Consider the following 18,944-nt stretch of genomic DNA (forward strand, 5'->3'; position numbering starts at 1 on the left):
GCGCCGGCGAGTTTCTGTAATACGGTCGCGGCATGACCGAATACGACCTCGAGGCCGTGGACCGGCTGCCGTTCTGGACACCGGAGAAGTCGCAGCGGTATCGGACCGAAAACTACAGCGGGGCAACCGGACTCAACTGGTATCTGACCGACCCCACGCTGCAGTTCACCATGGCGTACTACCTCACGCCGGACGAACTGGCGATCGCCGAGCCACACCTGGCGAGCATCGGCGCGCTGATGGGCGGCCCGGTGACCCGCTGGGCCGACGAAACCGACCGCAACCCGCCGCGGCTGGAACGTTACGACCGGTGGGGCCACGACGTCAGCCGGGTGGTCATGCCCGAATCGTTCCTGCAGTCCAAGCGGGCGGTGCTGGATGCCCAACGGGCACTGCGCACGGCCTCGCGTGGGGCGGGGTTCAATTCGTCGCTGCCGATGTTTGCCGCCAACTACTTGCTCGACCAGGCCGACATCGGCATGGGTTGCGCGCTGGGCACCGGCGGCGGGATGGTGCAGTCGTTGGTGGCCGCCTACGCGCCACCGGATGTGCGCGATCATGTGCTGGCCAAGTTCGACTCCGGTGAGTGGGCCGGCGAAACCGCGCAGCTGCTCACCGAACGCACCGGCGGCTCGGATCTGGGCGCGCTGGAGGCCACCGCCCGCCGGGCCGGTGACGCCTGGCTGCTGAACGGTTTCAAGTGGTTCGCGTCGAACTGTGCCGGCGAGGCGTTCGTGGTGCTGGCCAAGCCCGACGGCGCACCCGACTCCAGCCGGGGCGTCGCCAACTTCCTGGTGCTGCGCACCCGTCGGGACGGTTCCCGCAACGGGGTCCGGGTGCGGCGACTGAAGGACAAACTCGGCACCCGGTCGGTGGCTTCGGGCGAGGTCGAGTTCGTCGACGCCGAGGCCTTCCTCCTGTCCGGGGAACCCGCCGACCACGCCGGCCCGTCCGACGGCAGGGGCCTCGGCCGGATGATGGAGTTGACCAACGCGGCCCGCCTCGGCATCGCACTGTTCGCGCTCGGCAACGCGCGTCGCGCCCTGGTCGAATCCCTGTGCTACGCCACGCAGCGCCACGCCTTCGGCGGCCCGCTGATCGACAAGCCGCTGATGCGCCGCAAACTCGCCGAACTGATCGTCGATGTCGAAGCCGCTCAGGCGCTGGTGTTCGACGGCATCGGCGCCGCCAATCACCGCCAGCCCCGCCGCATCCGGCAGCGCATCGCGGTACCGGTCACCAAACTGAAAGTCAGTCGGCTGGGCATCACCGCCGCCTCGGATGCCATCGAAATCCACGGCGGCAACGGCTACATCGAAACCTGGCCGGTGGCAAGGCTTTTGCGCGACGCGCAGGTCAACACCATCTGGGAGGGCCCGGACAACATCCTGTGCCTGGACGTGCGGCGCGGGATCGTGCAGACCCGCGCCCACGAAGCCCTGCTGACGCGGCTGCGCGACGCGGTGAGGGTGTCCGACGACGATGCGACGACCGGTCTGGTTGCCGAGCGGATCGACGACCTGGACGGCGCGATCACGGCGTGGGAGAAGTTGGACGCGCCGGTGGCCGAGGCGCGACTGTTCCCGCTCGCGCAGTTCATGGGTGACGTGTACGCGGGTGCGCTGCTCACCGAGCAGGCGGCCTGGGAACGGGAGACCCGCGGCGCCGAGCGCAAGGCACTGGTGGCGCGGTTGTACGCGCAGCGCTACCTGGCCGATCGAGGGCCGCTGCGTGGCCTCGACGCCGACACCGACGAAGCGCAGGACCGCTTCGACGAACTGGTGGACGGCGCCCTGGCACGCTGAGCCGTTGCCGGGTCCGGCATGTCGCTCAGCTGGGCAGCACAGCACCCACTGGCTGCTGCTCGGGCGAGGGCGAAGGCGAGGGCGAGGGCGCGCGCCGGGTCTGAACCGCTCGGGAGCGGACCACCTGCGGCCACCAGAACCACCGGCCCAGCAGCGCCGCGATAGCCGGCGTCATGAACGACCGGACGATGAGGATGTCCGACAGCAGCCCGATCATGATTGTGGTGCCGATCTGCCCGATGACGCGCAGATCGCTGCTCACCATCGCGCCCATGGTCACCGCGAACACCAGTCCGGCGGTGGTGACGACCCGGCCGGTGCCGGCCATCGATCTGATGATGCCCGTGTTGATGCCGGCACCGATTTCTTCCTGGAAGCGCGCCACCAGTAACAGGTTGTAATCGGAGCCGACCGCGAGCATGACGATCACGGCCATCGCAAGAACGAACCAGTTGAGCGGCATGTGCAGGATGTGTTGCCAGACAAGGACAGAAAGTCCACACGATGAGGCCAGCGAGAGCGTGACCGTGCCGATGATGACCGCGGCGGCCACGACGCTCTTGGTGATGGCCAGCATGATGATGAAGATCAGGCACAGCGACGCCACCACGACGATGAGCAGGTCGTAGGTCGAGCCGTCCCGGATGTCCTTGTAGGTGGAGGCGGTGCCGGCCAGGTAGAAGTCGGCCTCGGCCAAGGGAGTTCCCTTCACAGCTTCGGTCGCGGCCTGCATGATCGGGTCGATGTGTGAGATGCCCACAGCCGTTGCGGGGTCACCCTGGTGGGTGATGACGAACCGCGCCGCGTCACCGTCGGGCGACAGGAACAGGGTCAGACCGCGCTGGAAGTCCGGGTTTTCGAAGGCCTCCGGCGGCAGATAGAACGAGTCGTCGTTCTTGGCGTTATCGAATGCCTCGCCCATCACGGTTCCGTTTCGCGCCATCTTCTCCATCTGGGTGACCATCCCGGAGAAGCTGCTCGTCAGAGTTTGCGCAAGGCCTTTGACCAGTCGCATGGTCGCGATCATCGGAGCGACCTGGCTCAGCAGCTGCGGCTGGAGAGTGTCGAATTGCGCGAGACTGTCGGCGAAGCTCCCGAGGTCTTCGGTGAGCTTGTCGACGCCGTCGGTGGCGTCGTAGAGAGAGCGCAGCGACGAGCACACCGGGATGTTGAAACAGTGTCGGTCCCAATAGAAATAGTTGCGCACCGGCCGCCATACGTCATCGAAATCGGCGAGCCGGTCGCGCAATTCGTTGGCGGTTGCCCGCATCCGCTGGCTGCGCAGGTTCATCTCGTGGGTGGTGTCGGCAAGCTGGCGCTGCAAGCTTTCGGTGCGCTCAGTGATCTCGATCATCTGCTGCATCGCATCGGTCAACTTGGTCATGTCGGCCACCCGGTCTTTGAGCCCCTTCAGGTTCTGCTGCGTCATCGCGCTTTCCATGCCGATCTGGAACGGGATCGAGGTGTGGTCGATCGGTCCGCCCAGCGGCCGGGTGATGCTTTGCACGCGAGCGATACCGGGCAGGTGAAAGACGTTCTTGGCGATCCTGTCCAAAATCAGCATGTCAGTGGGATTCCGGAGGTCGTGATCGGCTTCGATCATGAGGACCTCCGGTTCCATGCGTGCCTGCGCGAAATGGCGGTCCGCCGCGCGGTAGCCGACACTGGACGGCGCCGCCCCGGGGATGTAATAGCGGTCGTTGTAGTTGGTCTCGTATTTCGGCAGCGCGAGCAGTCCGACCATCAACATCAGCACCGTCGCCACCAGAACCGGCCCGGGCCAGCGGACCACGATGGTGCCCACCCGGCGCCACCAGCGGGTCCGGTTCGTCGTTCTGGATTCGAATGCCCCGAAGCGGCTGGCTATCCAGACCACGGCGGGAGCCAGCGTCAACGACGCCACCACCGCTACCAGCAGCCCGATCGAGCAAGGCCATCCGAGGCTCTGAAAGTAGGGCAGCCTGGCCAGGCTCAGGCAGAACAGTGCTCCGGCGACCGTGGTGCCCGATCCCAAGATCACGTAGACAGTCCCGCGAAACATGCTGTGATAGGCCGCTTCTCGGTCCGCGCCGGCAGCCCTGGCCTCCTGATAGCGCCCGACCAGGAAGATGACGTAGTCGGTGGCGGCGGCGATCGCCACCGGGATGAGCAGACTGGTCGCGAACGTGGTGAGGGCGAAGAATTTATTGCTGGCCAGCACAGCAATGACGCCGGTGACCGCCGCCAGTTCGATGCCGACCGTCGCGAGTATCAGCACGACGGTGGAAATGGAACGGTAGACCAGCAGCAGCATGATCGCGATGACCACGACGGTCGCGATGGTGATCTTCCGCAGGCTGCGGTCTCCGTACGCGTCCAGATCGACCGACAGCGGAGCCGGACCTGTCACGTAAGCCCGCAGCCCCGGCGGCGGCGGTAGGCCGTCCACGATTTCGCGGACGGCCAGGATGGAATCCCGGGCCCGCGATCCACCGATATCGCCGGCCAGATACAGCTGCGCATAGGCGGCTTTGCCGTCGACGCTCTGCGAACCCGCGGCAGTCAGCCGGTCGGCCCAGAAGTTGTCGATGTGCTCGACGTGAACACGGTCCTGCGACAGTCTGGCAATCAACCGGTCGTAGAACCGGTGCGCTTCGTCGCCCAGCTTCTGCTGGCCCTCGATCACGACCATAGCGGTTGCGTCGGAATCGAATTGGCGGAAATCCCTGCCGATGCGCTTCATGGCGATCATCGACGGTGCGTCGGGGGGATTCAGCGACACCGACTCCGTCTTGGACAGCTCCTGCAACTCGGGTGCCACGACGTTGGCGACAGCGGTCAGGGCGATCCAGAACAACACCACCGGCACGGCAAACCGGCGAAGGATCCGCGCGAAGGCATCCAGTCGGGCGGGCGAACCGTCGTCGCTCACGCCGATTTCACCAGGCAACTGGCCTGAGCGTGATGAGCGGAGACCATCTGTTGATCTCGAATCTGACCATTGACCGTGATGCGACAACCGAGGTTGTCACTGTCCCCCTGCGCAACCACATTGGCCACCACCGCGGTCAAGGTGGTCACGATCGGCAACGACCACGGCAGCGTCGCGTCGTCGACCTCATGTGAGTGGCCGCTGGCATCCAGATAGTTGACCGTCACGGTTCGCCCTGTCGGGCCGAGGATTTCATACAGCACGTGCTTCTGGTTGAACTCGACGATTGCGTCGACGTCGCCGGCTTTCGAGACGCGGTGCTGCGACCCGAAAACACCGTGCAACCGAAGGACCGTGGCCGTCCCGGCGACCGCCACCAGCACCACAACGATCGGTATCCACATGCGTCGGAGGAAGCGGATCATCGAGGCCCCTATCGATAACTACACGTAACCACTCGTGCGCTGCGCGGACGAATCACGACTCCGGACGATCCTTTATACGCAAAACAACCGTGAAATGTTGCGCATTGGCGCAGGGACCTAAATCATTTGTTTCTCGGCGAAAGAGATACGAATCCATGCTGAAGCTCGTACAGTCCTTCATGCTTGCACGGACGGCAATCCAACCGACCAGATTGGATGGGTGAGTGGCATACAGGAGTAGGCGTCTCAGGTTCGGTTTCCCCCAAACCGGCTTCGACGGTGCGGGTTTCGGCGGTGGACGGCTGCCCGACACCGGGCACTGGTCGTGACCGGCAACGTCGGGTCTGCCGCCGCGGCCCCGGACCGCTTGCGTGCCGGCCACGAGCGTCAGAGTTCGCGACTCGGTATTCATCCGCGCGCCGAACGAGATAGCCGATTGGCCAGTATGCGGTCCTACGAAGCAGGTAATAGGCTGCCGTTCTTTCGGCTGATGGAATCCACCCCGGGTGCCACGTCCACCATCGGGGGAAAGTCCCGGATCATGCTCGGCTCGAACAATGCGCTGGGCCTGGGCGGTGACCCCCGCTTGATCGAAGCCGCGAATCGGGCGACGGTGAAGTACGGCTCCTCGTGCGGCGGTGCCCCGCCCTTCTGCGGCACGCTGGGCGTCAAGGTCGAGCTGGAAGAAGTGCTGGCCGACTGGTACGGCACCGAAGCGGCGCTTGTCTACAACAGCGGCTTTCTGGCCAACGTCGGTGCGATCACCGCGCTGGTCGGTGCCACCGATCTGGTGTATCCGGACAGTGAGGCGCACACCTCTATTCATGCCGGTATCCGCTTGTCCGGAGCCAGTTCCCGGTTCTTCGACCACAACGACCTGGGTTCGCTGGAGAAGAACCTCATTCGCACCGCGGACCGCGGCGGAACGAAGATGATCGCGATCGACGGCTTGTACTCCATGCGTGGCGATGTGGCGCCGATGGCAGAACTCGTCGCCCTGGCCGACCGGTACAACGTCGGACTTTTCGTCGACGAAGCGCACAGCCTCGGTGTCTTCGGGCCACGGCGCACCGGCATCGCCGAGGAGTACGGCTGCCTGGCAGACGTCGACGTGGTGATGGGCAGCATGTCGAAGGCGATCTCGTCCACCGGTGGTTTCATTGCCGGCTCACGCGACCTGATCGATTTCCTCCGATTGCACTCCAGCTCACACACATTCACCGCCACAGCCGCCCCGGCTGCACTGGCGGCGAGCCTGGCCGCAGTGGAGATCATTCGCAGCCCGGAAGGCGCCCAGCGCGCCGAGGCTGTCCTGGCCAACGCCCGTCGGCTGCGCGACGGCCTGATGTCGCACGGCCTGTCGGCGGGCAGCAGCATCACGTTGTCGGACGGGTCGCAGGCGGTGGCGCCACACGTCTCGGTCTGGATCGGTCGCGAGGACCACGCCATCGCGGCGTGGAACGAGGTGTACGACAACGGCCTCTTCTGTGCGCTCGCGGTCGCCCCGGCCGTGGGCGAAAACGACAGCCTGCTGCGCTGCAGCGTGTCGGCGGCGCACTCGCCCGCTCAGATCGACCAGGCGGTAGCTGTCATCGCCGCGGCGGTACTCGGCGCCACGAGTTAGGAACCTGGAGCCGACATGAGCAGATTCACCGACCAGATCGGTGTGGTGGCAGCACATTCCACAACTGGATTGCGTTCCGGCACCGTGACCGATCTGAGGTTCACGAGCTGGCGCGATATCCATCGCACGGCAGGCAACGTGGCGGGCATGCTGGCCGCCGCAGGGGTGACGCACGGCAGCAGGGTCAGCGTGCTGGCTGCCGACCCGCTCGACGTCGCCGCCATCCTGCAGGGCGTCTGGCGACTCGGCGCAGCGGTGACCATGCTGCAGCAGCCGACTTCCCAAGCCGGCCTCGCCGACTGGCACGCCGGTATGGAACGTGCCTTGAGCATGCTCGACTCCCAGTGCGTGCTCGTCGGCGAACCTTTCGGCATGGCTGCCGCGACGCTGCGTGCGGCGGGCTTCCGGGTGGTCGAGATACCGCCGCAATGGCCGGATTTCGAATTCCGCGACGAAGACGGCCTACCCGGCGAGGACGACATCGGCCTCTACCAGCTCACCTCCGGTTCCACCGGTGAACCGAAAGCTGTTGCCATCACCCATCGCAACCTGTACGCGAATATCGCGTCGATGGTGGCTGAGGTGAAGTTGGATGCACAGTCCGACACCACCGTGAGCTGGCTGCCGCTGTCGCACGACATGGGTCTGATCGCCTACCTGCTGGCGCCGATGTTCTTCGGCACCCACGCCGTCATCCTGCCGCCGACCGAGTTTGTGAGATCGCCGTTGAACTGGCTACGGGTCGCGAGCGAGCAGCGGGCCACCGTCACTGCGGCACCGAACTTCGCCTACCTCATCGCCAGTCGCCGACTGAACGCCGTTCCGGACGGTACCTACGATTTGAGCAGCCTGCGCTGCGTCGTCACCGGGGCGGAACCGATCGACCCCGAGACCATGGTGGAGTTCGCGCGGCAAGCGGGACGCTTCGGCATGCCCGCCTCGGCGGTCGGAGCAGCCTACGGGCTCGCCGAAGCCACAGTGGCGGTGTCATTTTCGCCGGTCGACGAACCGCTGTCCTACGACACGGTGTCCTCCGAAGAGCTGGAGAATCGTGGGCTGGCCGTACCGGCGGATGCCGGTGACACCGCGACCAAGCGACTGGCGGTGCTGGGACCACCGATCAGCGGTATGGAGGTCCGGATCGCCGGCGCGGCCGGGACCGCGCGGCAACCGCGCGAGATGGGCGAGATCGCGATCCGCAGCGAGTCCGTCACGCGGCACTATCTCACCGTGGCCGGTGAAGTCGCCGCGGTGGACGACGACGGCTGGTTCCACACCGGTGATCTCGGCTACCTGACCGAGGACGGTCAGATCGTGGTGTGCGGCCGGCTCAAGAACGTCATCATCGTCGCCGGACGCAACATCTTTCCCGCCGACATCGAGCGTCTCACCGCATCGGCCGACGGCGTCCGGCGCGGCGGCGTCGTCGCGTTCGGCGTGACGCTGCCCGACCGGCGGGAGGAGATCCGGATCGTCGCCGAGACCGTCGCGGACTACCCCGAGGACATCTGTCAGAACATTCGTCGGCAGATCACTCAACGAGTGCGCGGCGCAACGGGTTTGAGCCCCACGGTGCTGCTGGTCGGCAAGGGCCGGGTACCCAAGACACCGTCGGGCAAGATCCGCCACGTCGCCGCCCGGGAAATGTTCGGAGAGGTCGTACCGCTATGAGTGTGCTGGAACAACAGATCATTTCGGTGGTGGCATCGCTGGCCCCGGACCGCCTGGCGCCGGTGACGATCGATTCGCACCTCGTCGACGATCTGGGCTACGACTCGCCCCGCAAGATGGAACTCGTTGCCACGCTGGAGAACCACCTGCAGACCCCGCTGGAAGAACCCGATGCCCCCATCGAGACAGTGCGCGAGGTTGTCGACTGGGTGTCGCTGCACATCAACGGCGCGCGTTCATCGGGCTGATCGACCCACTAGATCGGGATCAGGCCGTGCTTGCGCGCCAGCCGCGCCCAATTCTGCTTGTCCCGCAACAGATGTAGCGACCGGCGCAGCAACAGCCGCGTCTGGTGCGGGTCGATCACCGCATCGATGAAGCCGCGTTCGGCCGCCGTCCACGGAATCGCCATGTTGAGGTTGTAGCCCTCGATGAAGTCCTTCTTGATCTGCTGCGCCTCGGGCGTGGTGGGGTCGGGGAAGCGCTTCATCAGCAACTGCGCGGCGCCCTCGGCGCCGATCACCGCGATGCGCGCGGTGGGCCAGGCGTAGTTGAAGTCGGCGGTCAGCTGCCGCGAGCCCATCACCGCGTACGCGCCGCCGTAGGACTTGCGGATCGTGATGGTCACCTTCGGCACGTCGGCCTCCACCACGGAGTACAGGAACCGGCCGCCGCGCTTGATGATGCCCCGCTTCTCCTCCTCGGCGCCGGGCAGGAAACCGGGGGTGTCCACCACGAACACCAGCGGCAGCTGGAAGGAGTCACAGAACCGGATGAACCGCGCCGCCTTGTCCGAGGCCTCGTTGTCGATCGCGCCGGACAGGTGCATGGGCTGGTTGGCGATCACGCCGATCGGGCGACCGTCCACCCGGGCGAACCCGGTGATGATGGCCGGCCCGTGCTGGGCCGCGACGTCCAGGAAGTCGCCGTCGTCGAAGATCCGCAGCAGGATCTCGTGCATGTCGTAGGCCATGTTGTCCGAGTCCGGCACGATCGCGTCGAGCTCGAGGTCGGTCGAGGTGACCTCCGGTTCCAGCCCGGGATTGATCACCGGAGGATTGTCGAAGCAGTTGGACGGCAGGAACGACAGGAACTCCCGCACATACTGGAACGCCTCGGCCTCGGAGTTCACGACCTGGTGAATGTTGCCGTACCGGGCCTGCGCGTCGGAGCCGCCGAGCTCGTCGAGGGTGACGTCCTCCCCGGTCACTTCGCGGATCACGTCCGGCCCGGTCACGAAGAAGTAGCCCTGGTCGCGCACCGAGACCAGCAGGTCGTCCTGGATGGGCGAATAGACCGCTCCCCCAGCGCATTTGCCGAAGATGAGGGAGATCTGCGGCACCACCCCGGACAGCGCCTCATGCCGCTGGCCGAGCTCGGCGTACCAGGCCAGCGAGGTGACCGCATCCTGGATCCGGGCGCCGCCGGAGTCCTGGATCCCGATGATCGGGCAGCCGACCATCGCGCACCACTCCATCAGCCGGGCGACCTTGCGGCCGAACATCTCCCCGACCGTGCCCTGGAACACGGTCTGGTCGTGCGAGAACACCCCGACCGGGCGACCGTCGATCAGCGCGTGTCCGGTGACCACACCGTCGCCGTACAGGGCGTTGGGATCGCCCGGGGTCTTGCACAGCGCGCCGATCTCGAAGAACGTCCCCGGATCGACCAGGGCATGCACCCGGGCGCGGGCGCTGGGGATGCCCTTCTTGTCCCGCTTGGCCACGGCCTGCTCGCCGCCGGGTTCCTTGGCCAGCTCCAGCCGTTGGTGCAGTTCCGCCAACTTCTCTGCGGTCGTGTGTATCACCGGAGTCGGTTCTGTACCCGTCACTACGCGCCTACCTTGCTCGTCCGGCTGGATCTCGTCAGATCTCTTTCAGGGCGCGACTCATGTGCTCGCCCACCTTGGCGATGATCGGTTCGTCGATGGCCTGAATGTGCTCGCCACCGATCGGCACGACCTCGAGGTCGGAAACGAACTCGCCCCAGCCGCCGTCTGGTTTGCGGACGGCATACCGCGGCTCGAACATGATCGCGTCGTCATGGTAACGATCGGCCATGTAGAGCGTGACGTGGCCGTCGAAAGGCTGGATCTCCGCGGTGTCGATCGCGCGGTTGTCCAGGTACGACGTGCGCTGGTGCTCGATGATCCCGGCCGGGATCTGCACGCCGCTCTGGCTGATGGCTTCGAGCACGAACCGCACCTGGCCGTCGTCGTCGAGTTCCTCGAGGTGCTCGTAAGGGATCGCCGGGATGGTGACGTTGAACGTCTTCTCGGCGAATTTGGCGTAGCGGTCCCAGCGCTTGCGGACCTCTTCCTTGGTCTGCGGGATCTCCTCACCGGCGCGCACCGCGTCGATCAGGCCCACGAACCGGACGTCCTTGCCCGCCCGTTTGAGCCCGATCGCGCACGCGTAGGCCAGCACCCCGCCCAGCGACCAGCCGACCAGAATGTAGGGCCCGTCGCCCTGCATCTCGATCAGCTTCGGCACGTACTGCGCGGCACGCTCTTCGATGGACCCTTCGACGCGCTCGAACCCGTACATGGGGGTGTCGGGAGGTAGCCGGTTCAGCAGCGGCTCGTAGACCACGGTGGAACCTCCGGCCGGGTGGAAGACGAACACCGGCGGGGTGGAGCTGCCCTCGGGCCGCGCGCGCAGGGTGCGCACGAAGCCGTCGATGACCCCGGCCTCGAGGTAGTTACGCACCTTGTCGGCGAGCTCTTCGATGTTCGCCGAGCTCAGCACGTCCTCGACGGTGATCGGGCCTTCGGCCCGCTCGGACAGTCGCTGCGCCATCTTGGCCGCTTTGTCCTCGTCGAGCTTGGGCAGCGGGTTGAAGATGCCGCCCGCGGACTTGCCGGTGACGATCGCCCACGTGGCGAAGGTGACCCGCTCGGCGGCGTCGCGCGGCGGCACGTCGGAGTTCAGTGCTTTGGCGACGGCTTCCTGGCTCAGCGCCTCCGACACCGCGGCCACGTTCGCACCCTTCGGTCCCGATGGGTCGGTCGGGGGCGGCGGGATGGGCACATCCGACGGCGGCGGGACCGATGCGGCCTCGGCCTGGGTCGCGGGCTCGGCCTGGGGCGCGGGCTCGGCCGGGGTTGCGGGCTCGGCCTGCGTCTCGGGCTCGGCCTGCGGATCCGGCGCGGGCGCCGTCACCGACATCGGCGTCGCGCCGCTGAGCATCTCGGCCTGCGCCCGGGCGATCTCCTCGGCCGTCTGCGACTTCTGATGCTCGTGCAGCGCCGCGACCTCTTCGCGGTGCTCGATCGCGTACTCGATCAGCTTCTCGACGTTGTACAGGTTGGCGTCGCGCACCGCCGTCAGCTGGATCGGCGGCAGGTCGAAGTCGTACTCGACGCGGTTCTTGATCCGCACCGCCATCAGCGAGTCCAGGCCGAGCTCGATCAGCGGCACCTCCCACGGCAGGTCCTCGGGCTCGTAACCCATGGCCGCCGCCACGATGGTGCCCAGGCGTTCGGCGATGGTCTCCCCGGAATCCGGCGACCACCGGCCCACGGTCGACGGCAGGTACCGGTTGGTCAGGCTGTCCGTCAGCGTCTCGGCGTCCTCGTCGGCCGGCGCCTCCGGGACCGCGGTCTCGGCGGCCACCACGGCCGTGCCCGCGCCGACCGCCGCGGGCAGTACCGACTGCGCACCGCCGCGGGTCACCAACGCGTCGTAGACCAGCGTGAACGACTCGTCGATCCGGGCGTGCACCTGCACCGCGGCACCGCCGGGATGGCGGGTCAACGTCGTCACCAACCGGGCACCCGGACCGGGTACCGCACGCTGCTCCGAGGCGGTCAGTTGCGCATCCGGCAGCACCGCCGTCGCGGCGGATCGCACCAGCGCGGCCAGATCCGTCGTGTCGCGCGGCGCGTACTCCCAGACGTGCCGACCGTCGGGCAGCGCGACGTGGTTGCCCGGCATCAGCACCGAACTGTCGCCGGCGAAGTGCGCGTCCAGCCAGTGTTCCTTGCGCTTGAACCGCGTCGGGGGGATGTTGGCGAAGTCGTCGGGTCCGGCGGGCCCGGCCGGCCGCGGGAACAGGGTGCGCACGTCCAGGTCGTGGCCGTACACGTAGAGCTGGGCCATGGCCGAGATCATCGACTCGACCTCGTCCTGCTTGCGGGCCAGCGTCGCGATCAGCTGGGCGTCGTGCAGACCCGCCGCGGCGGTGGTCAGCCCGATCTGCATCAGCGCGACCGGGTTGGGGGCCAGTTCCAGGAAGGTGGTGAACCCGCTGTCCACGGCGTTGCGGATACCGTGGGTGAAGTACACCGAGTGCCGCATCCCCTTCATCCAGTACGCGACGTCGTGCACGGGTTCACCGCCGGGCTTGAGGAAGGTGCCCTCGTGCACGGTGGAGAAGATGCCGACGGTCGGCGACATCGGCGTGATGCCCTGCAGCTCCGCGGCGAACTCACCGAGCAGCGGATCCATCTGGGAGGTATGGCCCGCACCCTTGGTCTGCAGCTTGCGGGCGAACCGGCCCTCGGCTTCCGCCCGGGCGACGATCTCGTCGATCTGCTCGGGCGGGCCGCCGATCACGGTCTGGCTGGGGGCGGCGTAGACGCACACCTCCAGGCCGGGGAAGTCGGCAAACACCGTCTTGAGCTCGTCGGCGGAGTATTCGACGATCGCCATGAACCGGATGTACTCGCCGAACAGCATCGCCTCGCCCTCGCCCATCAGATGCGAGCGCGAACAGATCACCCGGGTGGCATCCGCCAGCGACAGACCGCCGGCGAAGTAGGCCGACGCGGGCTCGCCCAGCGACTGGCCCACCACTGCGGCGGGCTTGGCGCCGTGGTGCTTGAGCAGCTCACCCAGCGCGATCTGGATCGCGAAGATGGTGACGTTGCTGGTCTCGATGCCGTACTCGTGCGAGTCGTCCAGGATCAACTCGAGCACCGAGTAACCCCGCTCGTCCTGGATCAGTGCGTCGACCTTCTCGATCCACTGGGCGAACACCTCGTTGCGCAGGTACAGGCTCTTGGCCATCTTGCGGTGCTGCGCACCGAAACCGGCCATCGCCCACACCGGACCGTTGGTCACCGGCCCGTCGGCGCTGAACACATTCGGCTTCTGTTTGCCTTCGGCGACCGCGCGCATGCCCTGGATCGCCTCGTCGTGGTTGCGGGCCAGCACCACAGCCCGGGACCGCCCGTGGTTGCGCCGCGACAGCGCACGACCGATGGACTCCAGCGACGACGCCTGGCCCTCGGGCGATTCCATCCAGTCGGCCAGTTCGGCGGCGGCCGCCTTCTTGCGCGAGGTCAGGAACGCCGACACCACCAGTGGATAGAGCGGCTCCGGAAGGTCTTGTGCCGCAAGCTCTTCCAGCGCGGCCGCCTTGAGCGCCAGCGCTTCCTCGGTGATGCCCGGCAGTTCGTACTCCACCTCGGCGGCCGACGTTTCGTCGGAGATGATCTCGCCGAACTCGTCGAAACGCAGCGCGTGACCCTCACCTTCGGCGAGGTCGCCGCCGGCGGAGACGACGGGAACCTGGGGCGCGGCCGGCTCCGGCTCGCGCGACTCCCGTTCCATCACGTCGCGGGGCAGGACTTCGCGCACCACCAGGTGCGCGTTGGCGCCGCCGAAGCCGAAGCTGGACACCCCGGCCAGGGCATACCCGCCGTACCGCGGCCAGTCGGTCGCGGTGTCGACGAACTTCAACCGCATCCCGTCGAAGTCGATGTACGGGCTGGGACCGGCGAAGTTGATCGACGGCGGCAGTTTGTCGTGCTGCAACGCGAGCACGACCTTGGCCATGCTGGCCGCACCGGCCGCCGACTCCAGGTGTCCCACATTGGTTTTGATCGCACCCAACAGGGCCGGACGGTCCGCCGGACGTCCCCGGCCGACGATCCGGCCCAGCGCCTCGGCCTCGATGGGGTCGCCCAGGATGGTGCCGGTGCCGTGCGCCTCGATGTAGTCGACGGTGCGCGGATCGATGCCCGCGTCCTTGTATGCGCGGCGCAGCACGTCTGCCTGCGCGTCCTGGTTCGGCGCGATCAGACCGTTGGACCGGCCGTCGTGGTTGACCGCGCTGCCGGCGATGACGGCCAGGATCTGGTCACCGTCGCGGCGGGCGTCGTCGACCCGCTTGAGCACCAGCATGCCGCCGCCCTCGGACCGGGTGTAACCGTCGGCGTCGGCGGAGAACGACTTGATCTTGCCGTCGGGCGCCAGCACCGCGCCGATCTCGTCGAAGCCGAGCGTCACCGCCGGGGTGATCAGTGCGTTGACGCCTCCGGCGACGACGACGTCCGCTTCACCGTTGCGCAGCGCCTGCACGCCCTGGTGCATGGCCACCAGCGAACTCGAGCAGGCGGTGTCGACGCTGACCGAGGGGCCGCGGAAGTCGTAGAAGTACGACACCCGGTTGGCGATGATCGCACTCGAGTTACCGGTGATCGCGTAGGGGTGGGCGACGGTCGGGTCCGAGATGGCCAGGAAGCCGTAGTCGTTGTTGGAGACGCCGACGTACACGCCGACGGACTCGCCGCGCAGGCTGGACGCCGGGATGCGGGCGTGCTCGAGCGCCTCCCAGGTCAGTTCCAGCGCCATCCGCTGCTGCGGGTCGATGTTGTCGGCTTCGGTCTTGGCGACGGCGAAGAATTCGGAGTCAAAGCCCTTGATGTCCTTGAGGTAGCCGCCGCGGGTGCGCGCCTTGCCGATGCGCTCGGCCAGCCGAGGCTCCTCCAGGAACTCCGACCAGCGGCCCTCGGGCAGGTCGGTGATGGCGTCGCGGCCCTCCATCAGCGCCGCCCAGGTCTCGTCGGGCGAGTTCATGTCGCCGGGCAGCCGGGTGGCCAGACCCACGATCGCGATGTCGACGCGCTCGGCGGGTCCGTTACGCGTCCAGTCCGCGTCGTCGCCGCCCTGGTCAGCGGTCTCGGGCTCGCCTTCGATGATCCGGGTCGCCAGCGACTCGATAGTGGGGTGCTGGAATGCGACCGCGACCGACAAAGTGACACCGGTCAGGTCTTCGATGTCGGCGGCCATGGCCACGGCGTCGCGCGAGGCCAGCCCCAGCTCCACCATCGGCACCGACTCGTCGATGTCGTCGGGAGACTTCCCGACGGCCCTGCCCACCCATTCGCGCAACCAGCGGCGCATTTCGGGGACGGTCATTCCTGCGGCAGGCGTGTTCTCCTGAGACTCGTTCAGATCAGACATGGCTACCTTCAGTCGGAGGTGGCGAACGCCGTCGGCGATCCGACGCCGCTGCGCAGGCTGCCGTCCAGGTAGGCGGTGCGGCACGCGCGGCGACCGATCTTGCCGCTCGAGGTTCGGGGGATGGTTCCGGCCGATACCAGCAGCAGGTCACGCACGGTCACGCCGTGGCGCACCGCGATGGCCGCCCGGATGTCGTCGGCGATGGGCTGGTAGTCGAGCTTGTGCGTCCCGGCGGCACGCTCCGCGACGATCACCAGCTGCTCGGAGGTGTCCTCGGGGTCGGCGGTCAGGCCGGTGTGCGGGTCGTCGAACACTTTCTGTGGCAGCTGGTTGGCGGGGACGGAGAACGCGGCCACGTAGCCGGTCCGCAACGCCTTGCTGGCCTCCTGCGCGGAGTACTCGAGGTCCTGCGGGTAGTGGTTGCGGCCGTCGATGATGACCAGGTCCTTGATCCGGCCCGCGATATAGAGGTGCCCGTTGTGGTAGGTGCCGTAGTCACCGGTGCGTACCCAGAGCCCGTCGTCGGCGGCGCCCTCGGCGTGGGACTGGCTGATCCGCGACTTCAGGATGTTCTTGAACGTCTCGGTGGTCTCGGCTTCCTTGTTCCAGTAGCCGATGCCCAGGTTCTGGCCGTGCAGCCAGATCTCGCCGATCTGGCCGTCCGGCAGCTCACTGGCGGTGTCGGTGTCGACGATCACCGCCCACTCGTCGACGCCGACCTTGCCCGCGGACACCTGGGCGACGGCGCTGGGAGCGTCGGGAGACACCTCGACGAAGCGCTGGTTGTTCAGCTCGTCACGGTCGACGTGGATGATCGTCGGCGGCTCGTCGCTGGGGGTGGTGGAGACGAACAGCGTCGCCTCGGCCAGGCCGTAGGAGGGTTTGACGGCGGTCTCGGGCAATCCGTACGGCCGGAAGGCGTCGTAGAACTTGCGCATCGACGCCGGCGACACCGGTTCGCTGCCGTTCAGGATCGCCTTGACGTTGCTCAGGTCCAGCGGCGGTTCGCCTTCCTTCGGCAGCCCGCGGACCGCGGCGTGCTCGAACGCGAAGTTCGGTGCGGCCGAGAAAACACCGCCGGTCTCACCGGGCTTGCGGGCGAGTTCGCGGATCCAGCGGCCGGGACGCCGCACGAATGCGGCCGGCGTCATGAAGGTGAAGCTCTGCCCCAGCACCGGCGCGCACAGCGCGGTGATCAAGCCCATGTCGTGGAAGAACGGCAGCCAGCTCAGACCGCGGTCGCCTTCTTCGCCTTCCAGGGCGACCAGCGTCTGCAGCACGTTGGTCGGCAGGTTCAGGTGGGTGATCTGCACACCGGTCGGGGTGCGGGTGGAACCGGAGGTGTACTGCAGGTACGCGATGGTGGTCTCGTCGGCCTCGGTCTCCTGCCAGGTGGCGGCGACCTCGTTCGGCACCGCATCGACGGCGATGACGCGGGGCCGTTCCTTGGCCGACCGGGCCCGAATGAACTTGCGCACTCCTTCGGCGGCGTCGGTGGTGGTGAGGATGGTCGAGGGGGTGCAGTCGTCCAGCACCGCGTGCAACCGGCCGACGTGCCCGGGCTCGGCCGGGTCGAACAGCGGTACCGCGATGCGGCCCGAGTACAGCGCGCCGAAGAACGCGATCAGATAGTCCAGGTTCTGCGGGCAGAGGATGGCGATGCGGTCACCGGGCTGGGTGACCTGTTGCAGCCGGGCCCCGACGGCACGGTTACGGGCACTGAACTCCGACCACAAGATGTCGCGTTCGACGCCGTCGCGCTCGGTGGAGTAGTCCAGGAAGCGGTACGCGAGCTTGTCGCCGCGCACTTTGGCCCACTTCTCGACGTGCCGAACCAGGTTGGTGTTCTGGGGGAACCTGATCTTGCCGTTCACCACGAAGGGGTTGTGGTACGCCATGCCGCACTCTCCTGTCGAAAACCTTCTAAGGTCGGCCAAGCCGACGAACTGTTCTCGGCCAACTACGCCGACTATCGCTACGCGCGCGGGCCGGCACCGACTGGCGCTTGGGCGCTCGTCGTTGCCAACTCTGACCCGATCGGGTCAACCACATGCTCTTAATTTTCTCTTAATGTTAAGGGGCGGCGCACAGCTGACCAAATCACAAGGTACGCCTTATCCTGCTCGGTGCCGCCGCACTAGAGAGTGTGTCTAACTGCCCGCCGTGCGGGACCGGTCAGCCGTGCTTGGGATGGGGTGCTTTGTCCAGCACACCCTGCGCCCAATTCAACGTCCACTGGGTGGCCGACAGACCGTCGGAACTCCAGAAATCGGTGGTGGCGTACATCGCGTGGACGGGCTGCCCGGCGCCGCCAGCCAGCGTATTCAGCGTGGTCGGGAGGTTGGCCGGGCTGAACGCCTCCTTCGGCGCCGCGCAGATCAGATCGCCCTGAGCGCAGATCTCATTGGTCCGGGCGTTGAGTGCACCGAAGCCGCCGGGCCGCGCACCGGTCATGGTCAGGCCGAGCCCGGCCAGCACCGGGACCTCGTGCAGGGTGACCTCGGCGCCCACCCCCGGTGGGGTGGGCGGAATGTTGTTGCCAACATCACCCTGACGCCGGCCGTCGGCGATCAACGTCACACCCAGGACCAGGTCCTCGTCGACGGGTCCCAGCCCGTTGCCGATGTCGCCGGCCACGTCGCCGGCAATCACCGCGCCCTGCGAGAAGCCGATCAACACATAACTGGTCAGCGGGCATCTGTTGTTCATGTCGGTCAGCGCCTTGACCGTCGCGCGGGTGCCTTCGGCGCGGCTGTCGTTGTAGGTCATCTGACCGTCGTTGCTGAGCGGATTGCGGAACTGCGCCGTGTACGGGACGGTGTACGCCTGCACCCGGCCGGCCGGGAGCTGCTGGCTGATCGGGCCGGTCACGTTGAGCAGCAACGCCCGCGGAAACTGCACCGGGTTCAGCGGGTCATCGGTCGGCCACGATTCCCAGGTGCCCGGCACCGACACCAGCTGCACGTCGGGGCACGACGCGTCCTGCGTGGCGGGCCGGGGTTTGCGGTGCTGGGAGGTCGTCGGACCGGTCGGCAGCACGCCGGGCGGGACGGCGCTGGGCGCGGTGTCCCGATGACGCAGCAGCATCACCCCGGCCACGATGACCAGCGCCACCACCAATGCCATCGAACCCGCCGCCAACCAGGCAAGGCGGCGGTGTCGGCGGCGGCGGGCAGCGTTCTTGGCCATGTTCTCCTGCTAACAGAGTCCGGGTCGGGGCTGGGTGAGTCTGCGCGCGGCATGCGCAGCGTCGCGCCCTACCAGTCACCCGCGCGGCGTGCGGAACGACCGCCCTCCGCCGCGCTCCCTACACGGTAC

At 67.2% G+C, this 18,944-nt stretch carries 10 protein-coding genes; 4 read left to right on the forward strand and 6 right to left on the reverse strand.

Features of this window, described 5'->3' with window-relative positions:
• Positions 1 to 32 precede the first annotated feature (32 nt).
• The gene (locus tag AC5Y6Y_RS17840) at positions 33 to 1,805 is read left to right on the forward strand and encodes an acyl-CoA dehydrogenase family protein (RefSeq protein ID WP_473138637.1); all 1,773 of its coding nucleotides are present in this window, start codon (positions 33 to 35) and stop codon (positions 1,803 to 1,805) included.
• A gap of 25 nt (positions 1,806 to 1,830) precedes the next feature.
• On the opposite strand, the gene AC5Y6Y_RS17845 is transcribed toward AC5Y6Y_RS17840, so the two are convergent.
• Positions 1,831 to 4,716 carry an MMPL/RND family transporter gene (locus AC5Y6Y_RS17845; protein ID WP_499930128.1) on the reverse strand — a complete coding sequence of 962 codons (2,886 nt, stop codon included), beginning with the start codon at positions 4,714 to 4,716 and terminating at the stop codon, positions 1,831 to 1,833.
• Complete coding sequence (locus AC5Y6Y_RS17850; protein ID WP_473138639.1) at positions 4,713 to 5,141, reverse strand: MmpS family transport accessory protein; 429 nt, start codon at positions 5,139 to 5,141, stop codon at positions 4,713 to 4,715. The genes AC5Y6Y_RS17845 and AC5Y6Y_RS17850 overlap by 4 nt, the downstream gene beginning before the upstream one ends.
• Before the next feature lie 325 nt (positions 5,142 to 5,466).
• On the opposite strand from AC5Y6Y_RS17850, the gene AC5Y6Y_RS17855 reads away from it, so the two are divergent.
• From AC5Y6Y_RS17855 to AC5Y6Y_RS17865, 3 genes are read left to right on the forward strand one after another with little or no spacing between them, the layout of a single operon-like run.
• Entirely contained in the window at positions 5,467 to 6,765 is a 1,299-nt protein-coding gene (locus tag AC5Y6Y_RS17855; protein WP_473138640.1) for an aminotransferase class I/II-fold pyridoxal phosphate-dependent enzyme, read from the forward strand.
• A 15-nt stretch (positions 6,766 to 6,780) separates the two neighbouring features.
• Complete coding sequence (locus AC5Y6Y_RS17860) at positions 6,781 to 8,436, forward strand: fatty acyl-AMP ligase (protein ID WP_473138641.1); 1,656 nt, start codon at positions 6,781 to 6,783, stop codon at positions 8,434 to 8,436.
• Positions 8,433 to 8,684, forward strand: a complete 252-nt coding sequence (locus AC5Y6Y_RS17865) for an acyl carrier protein (protein ID WP_463826179.1) — start codon at positions 8,433 to 8,435, stop codon at positions 8,682 to 8,684. Before AC5Y6Y_RS17860 ends, AC5Y6Y_RS17865 begins: the two co-directional genes overlap by 4 nt.
• Positions 8,685 to 8,692: 8 nt before the next feature.
• Here AC5Y6Y_RS17865 and AC5Y6Y_RS17870 read toward each other — a convergent pair whose 3' ends face one another.
• From AC5Y6Y_RS17870 to culp6, 4 genes are all read right to left on the reverse strand, one after another.
• Positions 8,693 to 10,267: an acyl-CoA carboxylase subunit beta gene (locus AC5Y6Y_RS17870; RefSeq protein WP_463826180.1), complete on the reverse strand. Its 1,575-nt coding sequence runs from the start codon at positions 10,265 to 10,267 to the stop codon at positions 8,693 to 8,695.
• A 34-nt stretch (positions 10,268 to 10,301) separates the two neighbouring features.
• The gene (pks13, locus tag AC5Y6Y_RS17875; RefSeq protein WP_473138642.1) at positions 10,302 to 15,626 is read right to left on the reverse strand and encodes a polyketide synthase Pks13; all 5,325 of its coding nucleotides are present in this window, start codon (positions 15,624 to 15,626) and stop codon (positions 10,302 to 10,304) included.
• Between the two features lie 8 nt (positions 15,627 to 15,634).
• A complete protein-coding gene (gene fadD32, locus AC5Y6Y_RS17880) occupies positions 15,635 to 17,524 on the reverse strand; it encodes a long-chain-fatty-acid--AMP ligase FadD32 (protein ID WP_463826182.1) in 1,890 nt (629 codons plus the stop codon).
• A gap of 277 nt (positions 17,525 to 17,801) precedes the next feature.
• Positions 17,802 to 18,815 carry a carboxylesterase Culp6 gene (culp6, locus tag AC5Y6Y_RS17885; protein WP_473138643.1) on the reverse strand — a complete coding sequence of 338 codons (1,014 nt, stop codon included), beginning with the start codon at positions 18,813 to 18,815 and terminating at the stop codon, positions 17,802 to 17,804.
• Between the last annotated feature and the right edge of the window lie 129 nt (positions 18,816 to 18,944).

Source organism: Mycobacterium sp. NGS24, assembly GCF_059813065.1.

Excerpts from the sequence above, each read along its gene's own strand:
- AC5Y6Y_RS17850 (WP_473138639.1), bottom strand. The coding sequence starts at position 5,141 with ATGATCCGCTTCCTCCGACGCATGTGGATACCGATCGTTGTGGTGCTG.
- AC5Y6Y_RS17860 (WP_473138641.1), top strand. The coding sequence starts at position 6,781 with ATGAGCAGATTCACCGACCAGATCGGTGTGGTGGCAGCACATTCCACA.
- pks13 (WP_473138642.1), bottom strand. The coding sequence starts at position 15,626 with ATGTCTGATCTGAACGAGTCTCAGGAGAACACGCCTGCCGCAGGAATG.
- AC5Y6Y_RS17840 (WP_473138637.1), top strand. The coding sequence starts at position 33 with ATGACCGAATACGACCTCGAGGCCGTGGACCGGCTGCCGTTCTGGACA.
- fadD32 (WP_463826182.1), bottom strand. The coding sequence starts at position 17,524 with ATGGCGTACCACAACCCCTTCGTGGTGAACGGCAAGATCAGGTTCCCC.
- AC5Y6Y_RS17865 (WP_463826179.1), top strand. The coding sequence starts at position 8,433 with ATGAGTGTGCTGGAACAACAGATCATTTCGGTGGTGGCATCGCTGGCC.
- culp6 (WP_473138643.1), bottom strand. The coding sequence starts at position 18,815 with ATGGCCAAGAACGCTGCCCGCCGCCGCCGACACCGCCGCCTTGCCTGG.